General features: G+C 50.7%; 19 protein-coding genes and 1 riboswitch. Of the genes, 8 read left to right on the forward strand and 11 right to left on the reverse strand.

Going from position 1 to position 22,078, the window contains the following annotated elements:
- The first annotated feature begins 112 nt into the window (after window positions 1-112).
- The 7 genes from EYB48_RS01800 (at window position 113) to EYB48_RS01830 (ending at window position 8,880) form a co-directional block, all read left to right on the forward strand.
- A complete protein-coding gene (locus tag EYB48_RS01800; protein WP_162018558.1) occupies window positions 113-1,060 on the forward strand; it encodes a branched-chain amino acid ABC transporter permease in 948 nt (315 codons plus the stop codon).
- A 3-nt stretch (window positions 1,061-1,063) separates the two neighbouring features.
- Window positions 1,064-2,350, forward strand: a complete 1,287-nt coding sequence (locus EYB48_RS01805) for a branched-chain amino acid ABC transporter permease (RefSeq protein WP_162018559.1) — start codon at window positions 1,064-1,066, stop codon at window positions 2,348-2,350.
- Window positions 2,347-3,111 carry an ABC transporter ATP-binding protein gene (locus tag EYB48_RS01810; RefSeq protein WP_162018560.1) on the forward strand — a complete coding sequence of 255 codons (765 nt, stop codon included), beginning with the start codon at window positions 2,347-2,349 and terminating at the stop codon, window positions 3,109-3,111. The genes EYB48_RS01805 and EYB48_RS01810 overlap by 4 nt, the downstream gene beginning before the upstream one ends.
- Complete coding sequence (locus EYB48_RS01815) at window positions 3,108-3,815, forward strand: ABC transporter ATP-binding protein (RefSeq protein ID WP_202927629.1); 708 nt, start codon at window positions 3,108-3,110, stop codon at window positions 3,813-3,815. The genes EYB48_RS01810 and EYB48_RS01815 overlap by 4 nt, the downstream gene beginning before the upstream one ends.
- A gap of 213 nt (window positions 3,816-4,028) precedes the next feature.
- A complete protein-coding gene (locus EYB48_RS01820; protein WP_162018561.1) occupies window positions 4,029-6,107 on the forward strand; it encodes a 3-hydroxyacyl-CoA dehydrogenase NAD-binding domain-containing protein in 2,079 nt (692 codons plus the stop codon).
- 261 nt (window positions 6,108-6,368) lie between these two features.
- Window positions 6,369-7,058: a hypothetical protein gene (locus tag EYB48_RS01825; RefSeq protein WP_202927630.1), complete on the forward strand. Its 690-nt coding sequence runs from the start codon at window positions 6,369-6,371 to the stop codon at window positions 7,056-7,058.
- Between the two features lie 217 nt (window positions 7,059-7,275).
- Entirely contained in the window at window positions 7,276-8,880 is a 1,605-nt protein-coding gene (locus EYB48_RS01830) for an ABC-F family ATPase (RefSeq protein ID WP_162018563.1), read from the forward strand.
- 80 nt (window positions 8,881-8,960) lie between these two features.
- Here the strand turns inward: EYB48_RS01830 and EYB48_RS01835 are convergent, their stop codons facing one another.
- From EYB48_RS01835 to EYB48_RS01870, 9 genes are all read right to left on the reverse strand, one after another.
- The gene (locus EYB48_RS01835; protein WP_162018564.1) at window positions 8,961-9,332 is read right to left on the reverse strand and encodes a VOC family protein; all 372 of its coding nucleotides are present in this window, start codon (window positions 9,330-9,332) and stop codon (window positions 8,961-8,963) included.
- 166 nt (window positions 9,333-9,498) lie between these two features.
- Window positions 9,499-10,086, reverse strand: a complete 588-nt coding sequence (locus EYB48_RS01840) for a hypothetical protein (RefSeq protein WP_162018565.1) — start codon at window positions 10,084-10,086, stop codon at window positions 9,499-9,501.
- A gap of 210 nt (window positions 10,087-10,296) precedes the next feature.
- Complete coding sequence (locus tag EYB48_RS01845) at window positions 10,297-12,501, reverse strand: S8 family serine peptidase (protein ID WP_162018566.1); 2,205 nt, start codon at window positions 12,499-12,501, stop codon at window positions 10,297-10,299.
- Window positions 12,502-12,692: 191 nt separating this feature from the next.
- The gene (locus EYB48_RS19350; RefSeq protein ID WP_268895108.1) at window positions 12,693-12,824 is read right to left on the reverse strand and encodes a hypothetical protein; all 132 of its coding nucleotides are present in this window, start codon (window positions 12,822-12,824) and stop codon (window positions 12,693-12,695) included.
- A gap of 99 nt (window positions 12,825-12,923) precedes the next feature.
- A riboswitch (cyclic di-GMP riboswitch) is annotated at window positions 12,924-13,010 on the reverse strand.
- Between the two features lie 565 nt (window positions 13,011-13,575).
- Window positions 13,576-14,277 carry a helix-turn-helix transcriptional regulator gene (locus EYB48_RS01850; RefSeq protein ID WP_162018567.1) on the reverse strand — a complete coding sequence of 234 codons (702 nt, stop codon included), beginning with the start codon at window positions 14,275-14,277 and terminating at the stop codon, window positions 13,576-13,578.
- Window positions 14,278-14,323: 46 nt separating this feature from the next.
- A complete protein-coding gene (locus EYB48_RS01855) occupies window positions 14,324-14,926 on the reverse strand; it encodes a hypothetical protein (protein WP_162018568.1) in 603 nt (200 codons plus the stop codon).
- 405 nt (window positions 14,927-15,331) lie between these two features.
- The gene (gene feoB / locus EYB48_RS01860; RefSeq protein ID WP_162018569.1) at window positions 15,332-17,221 is read right to left on the reverse strand and encodes a ferrous iron transporter B; all 1,890 of its coding nucleotides are present in this window, start codon (window positions 17,219-17,221) and stop codon (window positions 15,332-15,334) included.
- Window positions 17,221-17,508 carry a FeoA family protein gene (locus tag EYB48_RS01865; RefSeq protein WP_162018570.1) on the reverse strand — a complete coding sequence of 96 codons (288 nt, stop codon included), beginning with the start codon at window positions 17,506-17,508 and terminating at the stop codon, window positions 17,221-17,223. The genes feoB and EYB48_RS01865 overlap by 1 nt, the downstream gene beginning before the upstream one ends.
- 246 nt (window positions 17,509-17,754) lie before the next feature.
- On the reverse strand, window positions 17,755-18,837 hold the full coding sequence (locus tag EYB48_RS01870) for a DNA-binding protein (protein WP_162018571.1): 1,083 nt from the start codon (window positions 18,835-18,837) through the stop codon (window positions 17,755-17,757).
- A gap of 197 nt (window positions 18,838-19,034) precedes the next feature.
- Between EYB48_RS01870 and EYB48_RS01875 the strand changes: the two genes are divergently transcribed.
- Entirely contained in the window at window positions 19,035-20,060 is a 1,026-nt protein-coding gene (locus EYB48_RS01875) for a tyrosine-type recombinase/integrase (RefSeq protein WP_162018572.1), read from the forward strand.
- Window positions 20,061-20,115: 55 nt separating this feature from the next.
- Here EYB48_RS01875 and EYB48_RS01880 read toward each other — a convergent pair whose 3' ends face one another.
- Both EYB48_RS01880 and urtE read right to left on the reverse strand, forming a co-directional pair.
- Entirely contained in the window at window positions 20,116-21,240 is a 1,125-nt protein-coding gene (locus tag EYB48_RS01880; RefSeq protein ID WP_162018573.1) for an HAF repeat-containing protein, read from the reverse strand.
- A 137-nt stretch (window positions 21,241-21,377) separates the two neighbouring features.
- Complete coding sequence (gene urtE, locus EYB48_RS01885; RefSeq protein ID WP_162018574.1) at window positions 21,378-22,076, reverse strand: urea ABC transporter ATP-binding subunit UrtE; 699 nt, start codon at window positions 22,074-22,076, stop codon at window positions 21,378-21,380.
- Window positions 22,077-22,078 lie beyond the last annotated feature (2 nt).

Here is a 22,078-nt window from a genome sequence, read left to right on the forward strand (position 1 = left end):
CTGAAAGAGAGCCGCACTGCGGTGCCGGCTCTCTTTTTTTGCCTGTATTTGTCTGAAATCTGCCATTCGCGAAAAGTTAAGTACGCATACCAGTGGTTGGAAAGGATGTGTTGTGGAATTTATTTTGATTAGCCTGCTCAATGGCGTCAGCTACGGGCTGCTGCTGTTCATGCTGTCGTCGGGCCTGACTTTGATTTTCAGCATGATGGGGGTGCTGAATTTTGCCCATGCCAGCTTCTACATGCTGGGTGCGTATTTCGCCTATATGCTGAGTAGTCGTTTCGGCTTTTGGCCTGCTTTTTTTCTGGCACCCTTACTGGTTGGTGTATTGGGCGCGCTGGTGGAAAAGTACGGTCTGCGCCATGTACATCGCTATGGCCATATTCCCGAACTGCTGTTCACCTTCGGTTTGTCTTATGTGATTGTGGAGCTGGTACAACTGATCTGGGGCAGATCCAATGTGCCCTATGCGATCCCGACTTCGCTGGAAGGTCCCTTATTCACCATTTACACCACCACTTTTCCAGTCTACCGTGGCTTTATGATGTTGGTTGCACTGGCGATGCTGCTCGCGATTTATCTCATGCTGACCAAAACCCGCATTGGTCTGGTGATACAGGCAGCGCTGACCCATCCTGACGCCGTTGAGGCGCTCGGGCACAATGTGCCGCGTGTATTTATGCTGGTATTTGGCGGCGGCTGTGCACTGGCCGGGCTGGCGGGTGTGGTGGGTGGCAATGCTTTTGTGACTGAGCCCGGGATGGCCGCCACACTGGGCAGTATTATCTTTGTGGTGGTCGTGGTCGGTGGCATGGGGTCGCTGGCCGGTGCTTTTGTCGCCTCACTGTTGATAGGCATCGTGCAGACATTTGCAGTCGCTATTGATTATTCGCTTGCCAGCGTTCTGCTCAAAGCTGGTGTGCCGCTGACGCCAGATTTGCCAGGCTATGCCTTAGCCCAGGTTACGATCTCTCAGGCAGCACCGGTCATGCCGTATTTGCTGTTGGTGTTAATACTGATCTTCAGGCCGCGCGGCTTGCTGGGTAACAGAGAGGGCTAAACGATGCTGACGACAATAAGATATAAGCCTTTGAATCTGGCGCGCTGGCTGATCTGGAGCAGTTTCGCGCTGCTGTTACTGGCCGCGCCTAAGCTGTTCACACATGGTGCTGCGCTCTCACTGCTGTCACAGATCGGCACCGTGATGATATTCGGTCTGTCCTTCAATATGTTACTGGGGCAGGGCGGCATGCTGTCTTTTGGACATGCGGTGTATTCCGGACTCGGCGCATTCTTCGCGATTCATGCCATGAACCTGGCCAGTGCCGGGCACATTCCGGTGCCGCTGCCCCTGATCCCCTTGATAGGTGGCCTGGCAGGGATGGCTTTCGGCATTTTGTTTGGTTATGTGACGACCAAAAAATCCGGCACCACTTTTTCCATGATCACGCTGGGTATGGTGGAACTGGTGTTTGCCTGCTCGCTGATGTTTCCTAAATTCTTCGGCGGAGAAGGCGGTGTTTCGTCTAACCGGGTGTATGGCGAAGCCTTATTCGGCATCAATTTCGGCCCCCAGATACAGGTCTACTACCTGATCGCGGTCTGGTTGTTTATGTCTACCGTCGCCATGTTTGCATTCACCCATACCCCGCTGGGACGTATCTGTAATGCAGTGCGCGACAATCCGGAGCGTGCCGAATTTGTCGGCTATAACACGCAGTGGGTACGTTATCTGACGCTGATTGTATCGGCATTTTTTGCAGGCGTATCCGGTGGTTTATCAGCGATTAATTTTGAAATTGTGACCGCTGAAAATGTCAGTGCCGTGCGCTCAGGTGCGGTGCTGCTGTTCACTTTCATCGGTGGTATAGGTTTTTTCTTTGGGCCGATGATAGGTGCAGTGATAGGCGTCTTCCTGACTGTGATGTTGTCCGATCTGACCAAGGCCTGGCAATTGTATCTTGGGCTGTTTTTCATACTGATCGTGATGTTTGCCCCTGGTGGCATCGCCAGCCTGATCATGTTGCAGTTACGTGTGATGGCACATGGCATGCTGCGCCGTATTGCCTTGCCTTTGCTTAAAGTCAGCCTGAGCTGTGTAGTCGCTTTTTGTGGCTTAGTCATGCTGATAGAAATGTTGTATCAGCGCTCGCTGGAGCAGGCTGCAGAACCGGTATTGCATTTGCTCGGCATGACGCTTTCTGTGCAAAGCTGGCAGGACTGGGCGATTGCCATGCTGGTCTTGCTGACCGGAGCGGCTGGTTTCTTTTTCTTCAGCAAACCCTATATGCAAGTCTGGAGCCTCATTAATACAGAGATAGAAGATAAAATCAGGAGGTCGCAGGCATGAGCTTCGCTTTGGAATTACAGGATGTCAGAAAAAGCTTTGGGCAAGCCGAAATTATCCGTGGTGCCAGTCTGCAGGTTCCGGCTGGCCAGAGGTTTGCCATCATCGGCCCGAATGGGGCAGGCAAATCGACTTTATTCAATCTGATTTCGGGGCGCTTTGGTATCAGTGGTGGCGATATACGCTTGAATGGTGAGAGCATCGCCAACCTCGCGCCATATCAAATCAACCGGCGCGGTCTGTCGCGCAGCTTTCAGATCACCAACATCTTTCACAGGCTCAGCGTATTTGAAAATCTGCGCTGTGCCGTTTTGTGGTCCTTAGGCTACCGTTATTCGTTTTGGCACCGCCTGAATGCCTTGAATAAGGTCAGTGATCAGGCCGAGCAAGTACTGGAAGAGATAGGCCTGAAACGCAGGCGCGACGTCATTGCCGGCTCGCTGACCTATGCGGAGCAACGTGCGCTGGAAATCGGCATCACAATTGCCGGTGGTGCACAAGTCATCCTGCTCGATGAACCTACCGCTGGTATGAGCCGCTCAGAGTCGGATGCGGCGGTCGAGCTGATACGTCGTGTCACAATTGGAAAAACGCTGCTCATGGTGGAGCACGATATGAGTGTGGTGTTCGGCCTGGCTGACCAGATTGCGGTAGTGGTGTATGGGCAGGTGATCGCTTGCGATACGCCACAGAATATCCGAAATAACCCTCAGGTAAAAGAAGCCTATCTGGGCGGCCACGCCCACACAGGAGAACAGGTATGAGCCATTTGCTTGAGCTCCGCGATGTAAATGCGTTTTACGGTAAAAGTCATGTGCTGCACGGCGTGAATCTGCATGTTGGCGCGGGTGAGATTGTCAGTTTACTCGGACGCAATGGCGTCGGACGCTCGACTACCGTTAAAGCAGCCATGGGCCTGGTGGATGCACGTGGTTCTGTGCTGTTTAAAGGCCAGCAGTTGTTAGGGCTGAAGGCATTTGAAATTGCCCATAAAGGCTTGGGCTATGTGCCGGAGAACCGCGATATTTTCCCTACCCTGACGGTAGAGCAAAATTTGCGCCTGGGTGAAAAATCGGGCAAAACCGCTTCTTCACGCTGGCAGATCGACGATATGTATCAGATGTTTCCGCGCTTGAAGGAACGCCAGCATACGCAGGCTGGCGTGATGTCAGGCGGTGAACAGCAAATGCTGACCTTGTGCCGTACCCTGATGGGTGATCCTGATCTGATTATGATCGATGAACCCACAGAAGGACTGGCACCGAAAATTGTTGATCTGGTGGCCGAATACCTGATGACCTTGCGGCAAAAAGGCATATCCGTCTTGCTGGTGGAGCAAAAGCTGGCAATTGCGCTCGATATATCGCAACGTGTGTATGTGATGGGGCATGGCAGCATTGTGTTTGAAGGCAGTCCGGCGGACTTAAAGCAAGATCAGCGCATACGTCAGGAATGGCTGGAAGTATGAAATGTAATTTCTGTATATTCATCGTCCGAAAATTTTTCATCCATTAAAAACAATAAATAATACGATCGTACTATTTTTAAGGTATAGTCAGGCTCAGACCGGAACAGGCTTTGCTGGCGCAATGCAAAATGCATCCAACACGAGTCGTAGAATGGCCGGCATTAAGATCTGAGCTAACACATCCAATCTATCCAACAAAGCTGAGGAAGAGACATGAGCGCTGAATATCAAGTACAGGGCAATCTGGCTGTCATTACCCTGAATAATCCACCGGTCAATGGTCTGGGTCACGCGACCCGCCAGGCCATCGTGCAAGGCATCGGCCGTGCGCAGGAAGATGCGACCGTCACCGCCATCATCATTACCGGCGCCGGAAAAGCATTTTCAGGTGGCGCGGATATCAAGGAATTCAATTCACCGAAAGCCTTTGCAGAGCCCAGCCTGCATACCGTGATCAGCGTACTGGAAGAAGCAGAAAAACCCGTCATCGCCGCGATCCACAGCGTGTGCATGGGTGGAGGACTGGAGCTGGCGCTGGGCTGTCATTACCGTATTGCGAGTCCGGGTGCGCAGATTGCACTGCCAGAAGTGAAGCTCGGCATCTTGCCTGGCGCCGGTGGCACGCAGCGCCTGCCACGTGTAGTCGGGCTTGAGACAGCGTTGAATATGATTGTTTCCGGCAATCCGGTGAACTCAGAAAAACTGGCGCAGACAGCGCTGTTTAATCAAATCGCCGAAGGGGATTTGATGACTGCCGCCACCGCATTTGCTAATCAGGTGGCTGCCGTCCGTCCTTTACCTAAAGTGCGCGATATCCGCATTGACTACCCTAACTACGAAGCTTTCCTGCAGTTTTCCCGAAACACCGTCAAAGCGATGTCTGGCCCATTCCCGGCGCCTCTGGCCTGCGTGGAGGCAGTCGCTGCAGCGGTCAGCAAGAAATTTGACGATGGCATACAGTTTGAACGCGAGTTATTCCTGAAGCTGGTACAAACCACAGAATCAAAAGCCTTGCGCCATGCGTTTTTCGCAGAACGCGCGGCCAGCAAGCTGCCGGATGTGCCAGACGACACGCCGGTACGCACCATTAAATCGGTGGCTGTGGTTGGCGCTGGCACCATGGGTGGCGGCATTGCGATGAATTTTGCAAATGCAGGCATTCCGGTACGCATCCTGGAAATGAAACAGGAAGCGCTGGACAAGGGCCTGGCGACTATCCGTAAGAATTACGAGAATACGCTCAAAAAAGGCAAACTGACGCAAGAGAAGTTTGAGCAGCGTGTGGCGCTGATCAGTGGCACGCTGGATTATCAGGAAATCGCCCAGGCAGACATCGTGATTGAAGCCGTATTTGAAGACATGTCGGTGAAGCAGCAAGTGTTTCAACAACTGGATGCGGTCATGAAGCCGGGAGCGATACTGGCGTCCAATACATCCACGCTGGATGTGGATCAGATCGCCGCTTTCACCCAGCGTCCTCAGGATGTGATCGGTACGCATTTCTTCAGCCCGGCCAATGTGATGAAGTTACTGGAAATCGTCAGAGGCAAACTGACCGCTAAAGACGTATTGGCAACGGTCATGGCTTTATCGAAAAAAATCCGCAAAACCGGCGTGGTATCCGGCGTCTGCGATGGTTTCATCGGTAATCGCATGATAGAACAGTACAGCCGTCAGGCCGGGTATTTGCTGGAAGAGGGCTGCACTCCTGAGCAAGTCGACAAGGCCGTTGAAAAACTCGGTTTCGCGATGGGCCCGTTCCGTATGGGTGATCTGGCTGGTAACGATATAGGCTGGTATATCCGCAAACGCCGTTATGTGGAGAAACCACATATCGTGTATTCGAAAACCGCTGATTTGCTGTGTGAAATGGGGCGCTTCGGTCAGAAAACCGGCGCTGGCTGGTATGACTATAAACCGGGTGACCGCAAGCCTTATCCATCGGCAGTGGTCAATGAGATGATCGTTAAACATTCATCCGATATCGGCGTAGAGCGCAGAAAAATCAGCGATCAGGAAATCACGGAGCGCCTGATTTATGCGCTGGTTAACGAAGCTGCCTATATCCTTGAAGAGGGCATCGCCAATCGTGCTTCCGATATCGACATGGTCTATCTGACGGGCTATGGCTTCCCGCTGCATACCGGCGGCCCTATGTTTTATGCCGACACTGTAGGTCTGAGTAATGTGGTGAGAGCGATGGAAAAATACGCCAAGGGTCGTCACGGCGAGGCCTGGAAACCCGCGCCGTTACTGGCTAAGCTCGCAGCAGAAGGTAAAACCTTTAACTAAAACAGAAGCTGAAACCGAGAACTGAGCCAGCTTCATCAGCTGATTCAACTCCTGGCCTCCTGCAGAACTGCAGGAGGCTTTTTTATGTGGCTGATTTATCTGCCAGGCAATATCTGAGCATTTCTGCTAGACTCTTCGCGCAATGCTGGCATCTGTTCTGTCGCTGTTTTGCGCAGGCAATCCAACACAATCCGGCTGCACAATCATGCCGCTATGCGCTTTAGCCGAATTTTACCCACATCGATTAATTCAACTTGCACTATGAACCTGAGTACTTATTTAGAACGCAGCGGCCTTCAGCAATATGCAGCGAATACGGAATTTGAACAACAAGTTGCGGCTTATGCTGCAGACCTGAATCTGACATTGGCGCACAGTGACGCAATCGATGTGCAATGGCAGTATCAGGTGCCAGAGTTAGGTGAGGGTGGTGCCTGTTCTTTGTTTGGGCAGTTAGCGGCGCAACCTTTTGATCTGGCCAGTGCACTGGGTGGCATCAATGCCCAAAATACACAGATGCTGCAAAAAGTGACTGCACTGGTTCAGTTTTATCAGGCCCGCAGTGCCAGCCACTGGTTTGGCGTGTACCGCAAGCACGAACGGGCAGCTGCGGATGCGGTGTTGATGAAGCTGGCCTACTTCGGCGCTGCGTCACGTGCAGAATTTCCACTGACGCCGGAATTTGCCGCGATCAGTAACAACAGCACCGTGGGTTTATCCGGGCGCGGCAGGATTATCAATGATGTTGCCAGCTATGTTGCTGGCGGCGGCGAATACTACACCTGTGACCCGAAAGTAAAAGCGGAAGCCTGCCTGCCTTTGCTCAATGAACAGGGCGCAGTAGTCGGGATTATCGACTCTGAAGCTTTTGAACAAAACCTGTTCAATGGACAAGAATTAGCCTTATTGCTGGCGGTGGTACTCGCATTGCCTGAAATACTGCAAGCCTGAGCCTGCTTGCCTGCGCCAATCAGCAGGCAGAATCAAATACTAAAGACGGGGAGTCCATGCTGGCTCCCCGTCTTTTTGCCATATGACACCCGCAAGCGATGTTATAATGCAAGGTTAAATCCCATTCGTAATTGCTTTGTATCCTACAGATCACGCGGCTCTATGCAGCGCCTGCTGGACGCAAATCAGTTCACTTTCTATTGCAAAAGGTTCTTCAGTGCTCTCAACAGCTAATATCACCATGCAGTTTGGCCCCAAGCCACTGTTTGAAAACATCTCAGTTAAGTTTGGCGAAGGCAATCGCTATGGTCTGATTGGCGCCAATGGCTGCGGCAAGTCCACTTTCATGAAAATCCTGGGTGGCGATCTGGAACAGTCCTCCGGTACCGTCATGCTGGATCAGAATGAGCGTCTGGGTAAGTTACGCCAGGATCAGTTTGCCTACGAAGAAATGCGCGTACTCGATGTGGTCATGATGGGGCATACCGAGATGTGGGCCGCAATGTCTGAACGCGATGCGATCTACGCGAATCCGGAAGCAACGGATGAAGACTACATGAAAGCGGCTGATCTGGAAGCCAAGTTTGCAGAATACGATGGCTATACGGCTGAAGCACGTGCCGGTGAGTTGCTGTTGGGCGTAGGCATACCGATTGATCAGCATCAGGGCCCTATGAGTGCAGTTGCCCCAGGTTGGAAGCTGCGTGTGTTGCTGGCTCAGGCGCTGTTCTCTAATCCTGACATTCTGCTGCTGGACGAACCAACCAATAACCTGGACATCAATACCATTCGCTGGCTGGAAGAAGTACTGAATCAGCGCAACTGCACCATGATCATCATTTCCCATGATCGCCACTTTCTGAATCAGGTATGTACCCACATGGCGGATATGGATTATGGCACGCTGAAAATTTATCCTGGCAATTACGATGACTACATGCTGGCATCGTCCCAGGCACGTGCGCAGCAATTGGCCAACAATGCGAAAGCCAAAGAGAAAGTGGCTGAATTGCAGGACTTCGTGCGTCGCTTCTCGGCTAACAAATCCAAGGCGCGTCAGGCTACTTCGCGCGCTAAACAGATCGATAAGATCAAGATCGAAGAATTCAAACCATCCAGCCGTCAGAATCCTTTCATCCGCTTTGACGGTGAAAAGAAATTGCATCGTCTGGCAGTAGAAGTCCAGGGCTTGACCAAAAAATACGATCGCACGCTGTTCAGCGGCTTTGATCTGATGGTGGAAGCCGGCGAAAAAGTCGCGATTATCGGTGCCAACGGCGCGGGTAAAACGACGCTGCTGCGCTGCATAGGCGGCACAGACATCGCAGGTCTGGAGGCAGATCATGGCGTGGCAAAATGGGCTGAAAACGCCAATGTGGGCTATATGCCTCAGGATCCTACCGAAGAATTCGCGGTCGATAAAAACCTGACTGACTGGATTGGCGAGTGGACGCAGGAAGGCGACGATGATCAGGCGGTACGCTCCATTCTTGGCCGTTTGCTGTTTGGTGGTGATGATGTGAAAAAATCGGTCAAAGTGCTGTCCGGTGGTGAAAAAGGACGCATGATGTACGGCAAGCTGATGCTTGGTCGTCACAATGTCTTGCTGATGGATGAACCGACCAATCATATGGATATGGAATCCATCGAGTCGCTCAACGTGGCTCTGGAAAAATATGCAGGCACACTGATTTTCGTATCGCATGACCGTGAATTTGTCTCCTCGTTGGCGACCCGCATTCTGGAAATCAAAGATAAAGAAATTATCGATTTCCAGGGCAGCTATGAAGAGTATCTGAACAGCCAGGGCATCGAGTCTTAATGGCTTAAGTTTCTGTCCTATACAAAAAAAGCCAGGTTCGCCTGGCTTTTTTTGTTTTGCATACGCGTGTACTTGACTGCTCAGTGCTCAGTCGGCGCAAACACACGCAAGCGATGGCCATCCGGATCCAGCGCTACAAAGGTATAGCCAAAATCCATCTGCGTCGGTGTTTGGGCAATCGCCAACCCGCGTGTGCACCAGCTCGCATACAGTTCATCCACTTCCTGATCGCTGCCCAGTGCAAACGCTAATTCACCGCCAAGCCCGTGCGCAGGCACCGATGGCTCTACAGTATGGCGACTCCATAAGCCCAGCATCATGCCGAAAGAAAGCGCAAATAGCGCAAAAGTAGGGGAGGATTCTAAGGGAGACTTGCCCAATAAATCCGCGTAGAAACGGGCGCTGGTTTCCGGGCTGTTGACGTACAAAAGAATGAAGTTAGGATCGGTCATAAAATGCCTCCGCAGTGTTACAGACGAGTGGTGAATAAAAAGGTACGGGTTTCTGGCCCGGTACTCAGCATCATAAGACTGGCTACTGTCAGTTTCTGTCAGTAGCCTTAGCTCCACCTGCAGCTGACTACGGCGCCATCTCTGCCTGATTCCATCCTACCGACTCTTAATGTGCCTCAGGCTTGTTTTCCAGCGGCAAAAACATTACTTGCAGTACACGCGAATCTTGCGCCAGTGCCTGGTATTCGGCAGCGATGTAGCTCGCGTCCAATGCGATCTCGCCATATAGAGGATTGACAAACACGCGCCTGGCATTTGGACGGGAACTGATGAACGTTTCATAGTCCACACCATCTTTGAGTACAAAACGAAGTCCGGACTGGTAGAAATCCAATTGGCCGCTGGCAGTATCTCGTAAAACCAGAATGGTTTGATTTACATTGTCTTGATTGACTTGGCGCGTTCCCAGCACCTGCCAGGATTGACCTTCGATCAGAACTGGCTTGCTTTCGCTTAAGCGTCGGTCTAATTGTGGTTCATGTTGATTGATTGCTGCCTTCGGCTTCAGCTCAGAATTGCTTGCTGACGACAAGGTGGCATTTGCCATCGCTGCTATCCCCGACGTAGAGATAGCAGCGGGTACGGAGCCAGCATTATCCGTGTATGACGTGCCAGCGATTGGCGCATCAGACAGGCGCAAGCTGATCAGCGTAATAAACAGAATAGAAAACAGGATGAATGCGATTTTTTTCATAGAGAATGTTTCTTCAATTATTGATCACCAGCCGCACACTACTTGTCGGGCATAGCGCAGAAAATACAATTAAGGATGTCACGGCACATCACCAACCTGAACTTGCACAGCGCAATGTGTGCAAGTCGGGTGAGTATCTGTTACAAGGCTGCACAAGCAAACTGCTGTCCGCCTTCGCTTCAAAACGATATGCTGGTGCAGTGGCCAGCCTTACATACTGAAAGAAGTGAGTTTAGGCGTGAAGTTCAAATCTCTGGATTGAGTTGAGAAATCAATAACAGTTACCTTAAAGGTGGCATTCAATTTTTCGCCATAAAATGCATTCGTATGGAAACGGAACTTTTTCTTTCCGCCTTCCGCGATAGGGAACTGTTTTCCACCTACATACCAAGAACTAAAGGCGGGCATGACGATAGATTTTGTGCCGGTGGCTGTATTTTCTATCACGAATTGCAGTTGACCAGGATTCAGATCTCCATCGGATTCATTGCTCAGCGTTAAGTCCAGGCGTATAGCGCCGGTCACGGCATCTGTCGTGGAAAATTTCACTTTAGCAACATGCATGCCCACCTTATCTACTTCTACCAGTTGTGCAGCTTTACCCGTGGCTTCCAAGGGAGCAGCGCGTCGACCACTTGGTGCGGTATAGTTACTAGCCATGCGCACTGCAGCATCAGCATCTACCATGCCAAAGCCATAACGATTCTGAAAGTGAAAACCTGCGCCATTTACACTCCAAGGGAAGTCTAAAGGCCAGGAAAATCTGCTGCCAAATGGTGTGAAATGCACTTTTCTCGCACCGCTGGCAATATCATCGTCGACCTTCTTAGCAGTTTTTGCCAGGATATAGCCAATATCTTGCGCAGTCAGTTTAGGGTTGGCCTCTAACATCAATGCAGCTACACCTGCCACACTGGGCGTGGCTGCAGAAGTGCCGTTCATGCGTCCGGTGTAGTTACAACCAGGATCCTTGGAATCTTCGGCGTTGAAGAAATCAGCCACCAATTTGCCCAAAGTACCAGCTTTGAATCTCGCAAGTAAATTGTTCTTATTGTTGACACTGTTTTTACCACTGGCGCAAGTGCTGTTATCGGTGGTAATCATGGCGGCTTCTTCCGTGCCGTATTCACCACCGAAACCACTTACCCAATTGGCTGCACCGCTGGACGAATACGAAGCAGCTTTGCCTGTATTGTGCATGGCGGCAATATTGTAAAAATAGGGTTTGAAACCAGACTCGTGATTCAGATTGCCGCAGCTCATGCCCTTCATATTCGAAAATACGCCACCTATAATGCTACGATCCGCATTTAAGCTGACTTCGCAATTGACATCCATTCTGCTACCGTCTGGTAATGAAGCTTTCCTGATATCGGTATAGGCATTGCCTGATGACTGAAAGTAGACGGCCCCCAAGCCACCGCGTAGATTTGTTGTTCCCCATTTCGCTGAAACGGTCGCTGGTGCAATTTCGCTCACGGTCGCGGGTGCGGCATAGCCGCTTCCGGCACTAAAGTTAAAAATCGCCGTATTATCGGCGCGCGCGCCAAACGTATTCACAATGGCGTTCTTCTTATCTGCGAGGGTATGCGCGCCAAATGCCAGATAGTACATATTGCTTTGGCTGATACGCGGATTATTGTTGGCACTTAAGATGTTGTAACCAACCAGTGAGGCAAACGGTGCGATACCGCGTGAACCTTCACCATTCCAGCCGCGCGCCGCCGCAATTCCGCCTACGGCAGTACCATGGTCACTGACATCAGAATATTTTATTGGGCTAGGGTCGTCGTCATTGTCTCTGAAATTCCAGGATTTGCCAGGCACAACATTGGCCATTAAGTCGTCATGATCAATTTCTAATCCGCTGTCGACGATGGCGATTTGCACGCCCTTGCCGGTACAGCCCTTACCGTTTTTATGGACGTTTTCCACATTCGCATCGATGCCGGCCACACCGTTGTTTTTGAAAGCGGAAACAAGTTGCGATGCACCAGTATTTTTGAGCGCCCAAGTATTTTCGTAAAACGGATCATCCTCTCCGAGGTAATTGGTCACACCACCGGCATAGCAATTTTTCAGTGGCGATCCTGATCCTGGTGGCGTTTCTATGATTGAGGAGTTGGCTGGAGCTAATGCAGCGAGCGATGTGCTGGATGCAGCTGAAGCTGTTGACACAGCGAGTGGTGCATCTGCAGCTTGGGCTTCAGCAAATGGATCGTCTGATGCGGATGCTGCAGTACGCTTATTATTTTGTGCGCTCAGGTCAAGACTACCGTCACCGCATGCACACAGCATGGCAGCCAGCGCCATTGTAGACAGCATGCCAAGCGCATTGCTTTTTTTGGCAGCGTTAGCAAAATGAGTTGATGTAGAAGTGTTTGCTTGATTGAATTTGCTATCTGAATAAAACATGTACTGGAATTCCTAAAATATAGTTGGTAGTCATTAGGACTTTCGCAAACACGCACTGCGCTGCTTGTCGATAATTTTCCGCTACATCGCCTTGTATTAAAGGAGCTGTTACCTGCGACATTGATTTCGAGGCTGGACGATTTTGCGGAAGTCCTAGTGTTTGCATTGATTTTTTTTGCTATGCAGCGATGTTATTGCACTGCAATTTTGTCGCTGTCATCATCGATAATGAGATCTGCAATGATGGGATAGCTGTCGAAGAGCAAGGCTGCGGAAAGCTTGGCAGTATTGATGACTGGATTTTGTAGCGTGTAAATTTTCAATTTATTTCCTTTGTGTTTGTGGTTTTCAACAAAGGACAGACGCAGTCGGATAAATGTTGCTGCACGATCTTGAGGAATAACAATGATCGATCACATCTAACCGGTAACCCCGCTACCATAATCTTTTCAGACATTAGGCCGGAGGCTTTGCGTCCCTGCTTTTCAGCAAGTTTGCCCAGGCCGAAGTATCAGTCGCCAACAATTCATCGTCAAGTTGAAAAGATCGCTTTTTAAGAATCTTTAACCATTCGTAAGTACTTGATTATTAATAGTAAATATCTTCTTCAAAGTAAATTTCAATTTCATATGTATAAGGCATAACTGATTAAGTTTTAAGCAAATCAATGCGGCATCATTTAAGGAAATATAGTTTCCGAGTTGGTGCAATATGGATTGGCAAGGATAATTTTATTTGCCTAAACCTAAAATTGACTTGTTCGTGATGGACTAAGCAATACGTCCATTCTTTAACGGCGAATTAGCTCAGTGCAAAGCCGGGATAGGCATTCAAATTGCGTTAAATTGCTCTGAAGGAGACGTACAAATTTCTTAGAGCACAAATTGCTGCGCAGCTATTGATCTGTTTATGCCTGCCACATCAGGCAATATTTTTCTTGGGGGAGTGATTTTGTGCAACGGGTGACTTTGCAATACATGGCCACCGTTGTAGAGAAATGATGCAGGATGTAAAGCGTTTTCAGGGCAAGCAATGCACCAAAAAGGAATTGTTCAATATACCGCCAGCCTTAGCTTACTGCTCTGGCATGCCTTCGTTTATACCTTCATTTTCGCGCCAATCCTTGAGCAATGCCTGGCGCCTCCTCGGATAGTGCTGATCCGTAAGCAGTAGCGATACAATGCGATCGGTGCGGAAATGCCGAAAATCCTCGCGCGCTTCACACCAGGCAACCAGGACTTGCACATTATCGAAATAGCCGAGTGCAAAAGGCCATATGGTGCGCTGCGAGGGCTTGCCTTTGAGGTCGCAATAGCGCATCTCTAATTTTCGCTCGGAGCGAATGGCTTGGCGGATTTGTCGCAGTTCAGCGTCTCCGCCATGACTGGCAGTCTTGGGGCCAATCAGCAAAGTAGAAGCGTCCAGGGTATGCCTGAGCTCATTGGGTAAAACTGCCGCAATTTTGGCGAGCGCGCTTTGCGCTGCGGAGCCTAGCTGCTGATCAGTACCTTGAGCGACCCAGCGCGACCCCAGCACCAAGGCCTCTATTTCTTCTTCTGAAAACATCAGGGGAGGAAGCATAAAGCCGGGCCGCATTAGATAACCCAGCCCCGGTTCCCCCTCAATATGCGCACCTTGTTGCTGCAGCGTGGCGATATCGCGATACAAAGTGCGCAGACTGATACCAAGTTCGGATGCCAGTGCAGCACCAGTCACCGCAAAGCGGTGACTGCGCAAAATTTGAATCAGATCAAGAAGGCGTTGGGCGCGCGACATGAGGTTGTTAGTTGCTTAGGGCGACAGACATAGTCTGGATGAGAAATTAATCATCGTCCAGTACAGTGACCCCTTGGATTTGCCGTCCCTGATAGAGCAGAATATCCAGCTGGTCGCGCAAGTTTCGTGCAAAATCACGCCCCTTGGCCTTCATCACAGCTTCCAGAAAAGGAATACGTAAGTGCTCAAAGTCGTCCAGATTACCGGCGCGCTCTACCTTGAGCTGCAAGGCAAAGCCGCGAAAGCCCAGATTTGCCTTGATCGTTTCATTGAAAAACCGGTATACCGCCTGGAATTGCTCAGCACCGGACAATTCCGGCAACGGGACATCTGAGACAGAAGTCAATGCTGCGGAATGATCAGCCTGTCCCTGCGGATGCTGAATAGGCTCAGGCGCGTCCTGCGTAGTTGGAGCGGCAAACTCAGCTTCAGCGCTGTCTATTAGCGGGGCAATGAAATCCCCATCGATCAATTCCTGTACGCTATTTTCATCCAGACCCAAAGCCTGAACTTTGCGCAATAATTCAGCTGCACTTTGTTTACCATCCACCATCACCAACAGCGTACGTAAACGGTTTTGTAACTGGAATTGCCTGGTTGCGATTTCTTGTCGCCCTTTATCAGTTTTATCGTAAATACTGGCAAACATACTACTGCGTCTCCATCAGTTTTTCATTCAAACAAATGCTGAATGATAATTTCTGGAAAGCATACCCGAGAGCAATGCATTTGGCTATCAATCCCGGGAGATAGCGCGTGTTTAGCGCGAAAGGATCACTGTTTCTTCATATAGATCACCGATCCGGGCTGATGCTTGACGGATAGATCGGTCGCAGCTGGTGTGCTGCCTGAGGAAGATGCGCAGCCGCCGCAGCCGGATGAGCAGCTGTCACCACATGTGCGGGACAGCGCACGAAAACGGCTTGCCAGTGCTGGAGATGTCACCTGCAGACGCAAGTGCAAACGAGTCGCCCATGGCCCTGGCAACCACTTCAGTAATAAATACGCGGCAGCCAGAAAAACCAGAGTAATCGTAATAATGGTCTGCAGCATATCAGCTTCCCAATAAATAACGCGACACCTGATAAGTGATAAATGAAGCGGTGTATGCCAGACCGAACAGGTAAGCCGCCATCAGCAGTGGATAGCGCAGAGTATTCGTCTCACGTCTGACCACGCTCAGGGTCGCGATACATTGCGGTGCAAACACGTACCAGGCCAATAAAGACAATGCGGTTGGCAAGCTCCAGGATTGGGCGATCAGCGGTTCCAGTGAGTGTGCCAGTTCATCGCCGTTCTGTGATAACGCATACACTGTACCCAGGGCTGCGACCGCAACTTCACGCGCCGCCAGTCCTGGAACCAGCGCAATACAAATTTGCCAGTTAAAACCGATAGGCGCAAACACCACTTCCAGCATACGTCCCAGATAGCCGGCAATACTGTAGTAAATCGCAGGCTGAGTGGCATTTTCCGGTGCACCGGGGAAGCTGCTCAGGAACCACAGCAAGACCATCAGGGAAAGAATGATAGTCCCGACACGGGTGGTGAAAATCTTCACGCGTTCCCATAATCCCAGTAAAAGATTGCGGCCATTTGGCAGGCGGTAGTCAGGCAATTCCAGCATCAGCGGATGCTTTTCTGAGCTACCCCATTTTTTCTTGAATACCAGTGCCACTAACATTGCCGAAACGATCCCTGCCAGATAAAGCGCAAACAACACCAGGCCTTGCAGACTGAGCACGCCCAACACTTCTCGCTCAGGGATGAAGGCGGCAATGATTAAGGCATACACCGGCAGACGGGCAGAGCAGGTCATCAGCGGTGCAATCATGATCGTGACCAGACGATCACGCGGGTTTTGTATGGTACGGGTCGCCATCACGCCCGGAATGGCGCAGGCAAAACTGGATAACAGGGGAATAAAGGCGCGGCCAGACAAACCAACTTTGCCCATCACTCTGTCCAATAAAAACGCAGCACGTGGCAAGTAACCGGAATCTTCCATTACCAGGATGAAGAAGAACAGGATGATAATTTGCGGCAAAAACACCAGCACGCTACCGGCACCGCCGATCACACCCTTGACCAGCAAACCCTGCAACATGCCTTCAGGCATATGGGTTTCTACCAGCGTACCAAAAGCTTCCATGCTGGACTTGATGAATTCCATAGGAATCTGGGCCCAGGCAAATACGGCCTGGAATACCAGGAACATCAGCAGCGCGAAAATAAAGGGGCCGATTACGGGATTTAATACCCACTGATCGATGCGGAAACTGAGCCTGTGCAATTCTGCCTGTTGCGCGGCTGGGCTGCGCACGCATTTATCGAGCACTGCATTGACTTGCGCCTGAATAGCCTCCGGCGTCTGCTTGTCCAATGCCAGCGGCAAGTCGCGTTGGACAATGCTAAGCTGTTGCGCCAAAACTTCGAGTTCACCAAGCAAACTATCTATGCCATGACTATCAACTGCGACTGTTTCCACGACTGGGATGCCAAGCTCTGTTTGCAGGCCAGCCACATCAATTTCCAGGTGGTGGCGGCGCGCCACGTCCATCATGTTGACAGCCAGTATGCAAGGCAGATTCAGGCTTTTTAATTCAAATACCAAACGCAAGCCGCGCTTGAGATTGCTGGCATCAACCACGCACAGTACCGCATCCGGCAACGCTTCATTGGCGCGCTGCCCGGTAATGACTTCTTCGGTGATTTTTTCGTCCGGCGTAATCGCATGCAGACTGTAAGTGCCAGGTAAATCCAAGACCTGCCAGTGGCGACCGGAAGGAGAAGTAAACTTACCTTCTTTTCTTTCTATGGTGACACCAGCGTAATTGGCGACCTTTTGGCGTGCGCCAGTCAGGCGGTTAAATAATGCAGTTTTCCCACAGTTGGGATTTCCTACCAGGGCAATACGGGGTGAGGCGAGGGTGGAACTTGTCATTAGCAGCTACCAGGCAGAGCTACACCTATCAGTGCAGCTTCAAAATGTCGTAAAGCAAAAGTGGATTGACCAACCCGAACCGCCAGCGGCTCACCACCAAAATATCCCTTGTGCAAGATCTGCACCGTTTCACCACTGACAAAACCCAGCTCTTTCAAGCGGCGGGCAATTTCAGTATGGCTTCCAGGCTGATCATGCTGCTGACTGCTGACATCGGTCACAACCGCCTGGGTACCAACACGCAAGCGGTCCAGCGTAGTGGGGACGCCGTTCAAAAAAGCTTTCATAGAGAGCCATTCCAAAGTAGGGTGAGGGAAGCGGATAAAAACTTGATTGCTGTGCGAACAATAAACAACAGACTTTACGCAGACATAACAAATTACTGGTCTTTTCCACTTCTAAATGATAATGAGAATATATCTCAATATCACTCAGTGTACAACACTTCTATATCGCAGGTTAAAAATGCAGGCCTCATCGCTGGGACAAATGATCTGCATCAATAAAAAGGCGCTGCATAGCATCAGGCTGCTTTATTTGCCTTGATGGGTGGCTGCGAGTCTGGCTGCTGCAACTGCCATTTCTCTTTGCATTTCCTGCGTCAGCTTCAGCAGGCTGGCTTCGTACTGACGTCTTTCTACTTCATGCAATTCACGCATTTCCTGTTGTTCTTGCTCTAATTTACGACATTGTTTTTCTTGCTGTGCATGCATGTGGCGTGTTATTTGCAGCTCGTCATGCAATTGCTGGCGTTTTTGCTCGCTGAACGCCGTCTTTTCCGCCATTCCAGCCAATTCCTGATCGCGCAACCTGATCGTAAACTGCAACTCTTGCAGGCTGAGCTTGTCTTGTTCTGCGCTGAGTTTTAGTTGCTGATGGCTATTCAATAGTGCTTCATACAATTGCATCAGACTCGATTGCTCAGAGCTTTGACGCGCAAATTGCTCTTGCAATGCCTGCAGTTGCTGGTGGGCATGCTGCAGCTGCACTTCTAAATGTGATGACCTGGCCTCAAAGCTTGCTCTTTCTTCCTGGCGCTGAGTCAGTGCTGCTTGCTGCAAATGCTCGAATTGCCTGAGTTGCTGCGTATTTTGCTGCTTCAATTCAGTCACTTGCTGTTCCTTGTCAGTGAAACGCTGCAATAGCGCCTGATGCTCAGCCTGTAGCTGTTGCAATGACTGCGACAGATGCGTGCATTGCCTTTCTGCATCTCTAGTCGACTGTCGCCATTCCGCCAGCTCTGAGCGAAATTGTTCAGCTGCTGCATGCAATTGCTGTTGCTCGGTCTGCCATGTGGCGCGTTGCGACGCAAAGTCCGCTTCTTTCTCTGCAAATTCCGCCTCTTGCGCCTGCATATTCAGCGCTGCGTCTTCTTGTAACGTTGCATACAAGGCTTTGACCTGATTCAGCAAGCCCTCGGGCAGGCTGGCTTGCTGCAAGCGTGCTTCGCCTTCCTGGCTTTCTTTCCATTGCTTCAGATAGGGCGCAATCGTGCTTTTGCTGCCGGTATCACCCATGGCTTTTCGCACATTGTCGACCGTCACCGTTTTTCCCGTCGCCAGCAATTCGGTCGCTGCGCGGACTACATCTGAATACAGTATGCCAGCTCTAGCCATGATATCCTCGAATAAAATGTGTTATTACGTAATACGTAATAGTACATTAATTATCTATAAAAATTCAATTTATAGAAACAAAATATAAGATTCGATAATGTATATTATCGTGTGTTATAATCGAATAAGAGGCAAATTCAGGTGTAACGCCTGGCTGCAGAAAAACAAAACCCCATGTTCGGAATTTTCGCCACAAAATGAAGCTCACGCCGCAATCAAACCAGGAAAATGCCATCCTTCCCGAGGAGAAAGCGGGTATAACGATCGCAAATGGCAGGGCAGGGGAGTTGGCTTTGCGTCAGGCGGCTTATATTCAGGCAGCCAGTTCAGACAACACCAGGCGTACCTATCAGTCTGCGGTGCGTCACTTCTTGAAGTGGGGCGGCGTATTGCCTGCGAGTGAAGATCAAATTCGAAATTACCTGCTTGCGCATGCTGAACAGCTGAATCCACGGACCCTGGCATTACGATTGACGGCACTTTCGCAATGGCATCACCATCAAGGCTTCGCCGATCCGACCGCGCATAGCGGGCTACGCAAATTACTGACCGGCATACAGCGCGTCAGCGGCAAGCCCAAAAAGAAAGCCAAGGCCTTAGAGCTGGAGCAATTAGAGGTGCTGGTCACTTATCTGGACAGCCGGGATGAACTCAGCGCGCGGCGTGACAGCGCTTTGTTGCAGCTCGGCTTTTTCGGCGGCTTCCGGCGTTCTGAGCTGGTGAGTTTGCGAGTCGAACACATACAGTGGGAAAAAGCCGGTATACGCATCTTGCTACCACGCTCTAAGACTGATCAAAGTGGGGAGGGGATAAGCAAAGCCATCCCTTACGGTGAACATATCTGTTGCGCTGCGCGCGCTTTGAAAGTCTGGCTGGCCGCCGCGGGTATTACGCAAGGCCTGATTTTTCGCGGCATTAATCAATGGCAGCAAGTCGCAACAGCAGGCCTGCATCCAGCCAGCATGAATACTATCTTAAAAAAACATGCGGCCAATTGCGGTCTGGGCGAGACAACAGGCTTCAGCAGTCACAGTCTGCGACGCGGCATGGCGACCAGCGCTTATCGTGCCGGCGCCAGTTTCCGCGACATCAAACGCCAGGGTGGCTGGCGTTTTGATGGCACGGTACATGGTTATATCGAAGAGGCGGATTTGTTTGAAGAAAATGCGATGAAGACTTTACTCAGCAAATCAGGCGCAGGGAAGGCTGGTAACAACAAATAAGTGCTACTTCGAGCGGCTGTTCGGAATTTTTGATTTTTTCCAAAGCTTTTCTGACTCAGCCTGGCAAACGATCAGAGTAGAAAATCCCTTTGAGCCGCTTTCTGAAAATCGCCATCAGCAATGCCAGGCCGAAAAAGACCATATTAAAACCGAGTATCTTACTGCCGCCATAATCCACAAATGGCACGGAATTCGATGGCATGGTAGCAGCGTTCAATCCGCGGTCATAGCTGGCACCGATCACATGACCCTGATTATTGATGGCATTCGTCAGATACAGGCTTTTCCCGCTAGGATGCAAAATCATCTTATTGTCACGCCAGACAAAAGCGAGGCGCATATCCGGCACGTCGACGATACCAACCACATGGCCCTGATTATTGATGCCGGTCGCAAAGCTGTCCCCAAATCCGATTTTTGCACCCAGATCTACCATGCGTGTGCCATCGTGGATGAAAGCATGCCAGCGCCTGTCTTTGGTTTCGGAAGAACCGACGACTACGCCATGGTCGTTCAGTGCGGTGGCGGTGCTGAGTTTTCCGCCCAGGGTGCCCAGATCGCGCATACCTGTCGCTTCATCATACAGAAACGCATGGCGGTAACCCTCGCTATCCATCGCGGTACCGACAACCTGATCACGCGCATTGATGCTGCTGGCGTAACTGACTTTACCGCCCAGGGTGCCCAGATCTTGTACCGCTTTACCATCTTTCTGAATAAACGCATGCCAGTCGCCATCTGGTGTATCAGAAAAACCGACTGCAGTACCGCTGTTATTCAAGGCAGCGCCATAGCTGTGGCGACCGCCAAGGCTGGCAATTTCACGCCTGCCGTTGGCATTACTGTATATAAATGCGCGCCAAATTCCATCGCGCTTAGCCGAACCGATGATTTCGCCTTTTTCATTGATACGTTTGGCTTCACTTTCAGACTCGCCATCGCCTTCCAGGCGCGTCAGTTTGCCTTTATCGAGAACGACTGCATGTGAAATGCCGTTTTTTTCCTTGATCACCGCAGCTACCTGACCGGAAGCATTCATGTCATAGGCGATAGATTCGCCATAGAGCTTGCGTTGTATGCCTAGGGAATGTGTCGTTGCCTGAGATTCGATGCACAGTGCGCTAAGCATCAAAGTGAGCAAGGCAGAGCGGTAAGAATAGCGGTAAGAATAGCAGCGCATAACATCATCCTAAGACAGTTAAGGTGAATTGCTTCGCGCCAAATGATTTGGCAGTTTTACAAATATACTGCGTTTTAATTTAATGGCAAGATATTGTCACACTGCAGTTGCCGGGATCTGACACATGTTTAAGCATCTCAGACCGCCAGATGGCGTTTGACCTCATCGCTATCCATTATCTGTTGCGAACCTGAGGCAACTACCTCTCCACGCGACAACACCACAAAATGATCGGCCAGCTCACGCGCAAAATCAAAGTATTGTTCGCACAGAATAATGCCCATCTCTCCACGCTCGCGCAGCAAGCGAATCACGCGCGCAATGTCTTTAATGATGGAGGGCTGTATGCCCTCGGTGGGTTCATCAAAAATAATCAGTTTAGGCTCGGCAAGCAGGGCGCGCGCAATCGCAAGCTGCTGTTGCTGACCGCCCGATAAATCGCCGCCGCGCCGGTGCAGCATCTCCTTGAGTACCGGGAATAATTCATACACTTCTGCTTTGATGGTTTTCGCACGCGCAGCAGGCAGCGTCGCCATGCCCATCAGCAGATTTTCTTCAACGCTTAAACGGGCAAAAATATCCCGGCCTTGCGGTACATATGCGATGCCGGCCTGGGCGCGCTGATGCGGAGCCAGATGTAATATCGACTTTCCCTGAAACAGAATGTCGCCGCCGGACGCAGGCAGCACGCCCATCAGGCATTTCAACAGCGTGGTTTTTCCTACCCCATTGCGTCCCAGCAGGGTCAGACATTCACCGCGCTGTACCGATAGCGAAATCCCGCGCAGTGTATGGCTGGAGCCATAGTGTTGATGCAGTTGTTTTACTTCCAGCATAA

Origin of the sequence: Cognatundibacterium crateris, from assembly GCF_010078235.1 — a bacterium.
GTDB classification, from domain to species: Bacteria; Pseudomonadota; Gammaproteobacteria; order Burkholderiales; family Burkholderiaceae_D; genus Undibacterium; species Undibacterium crateris.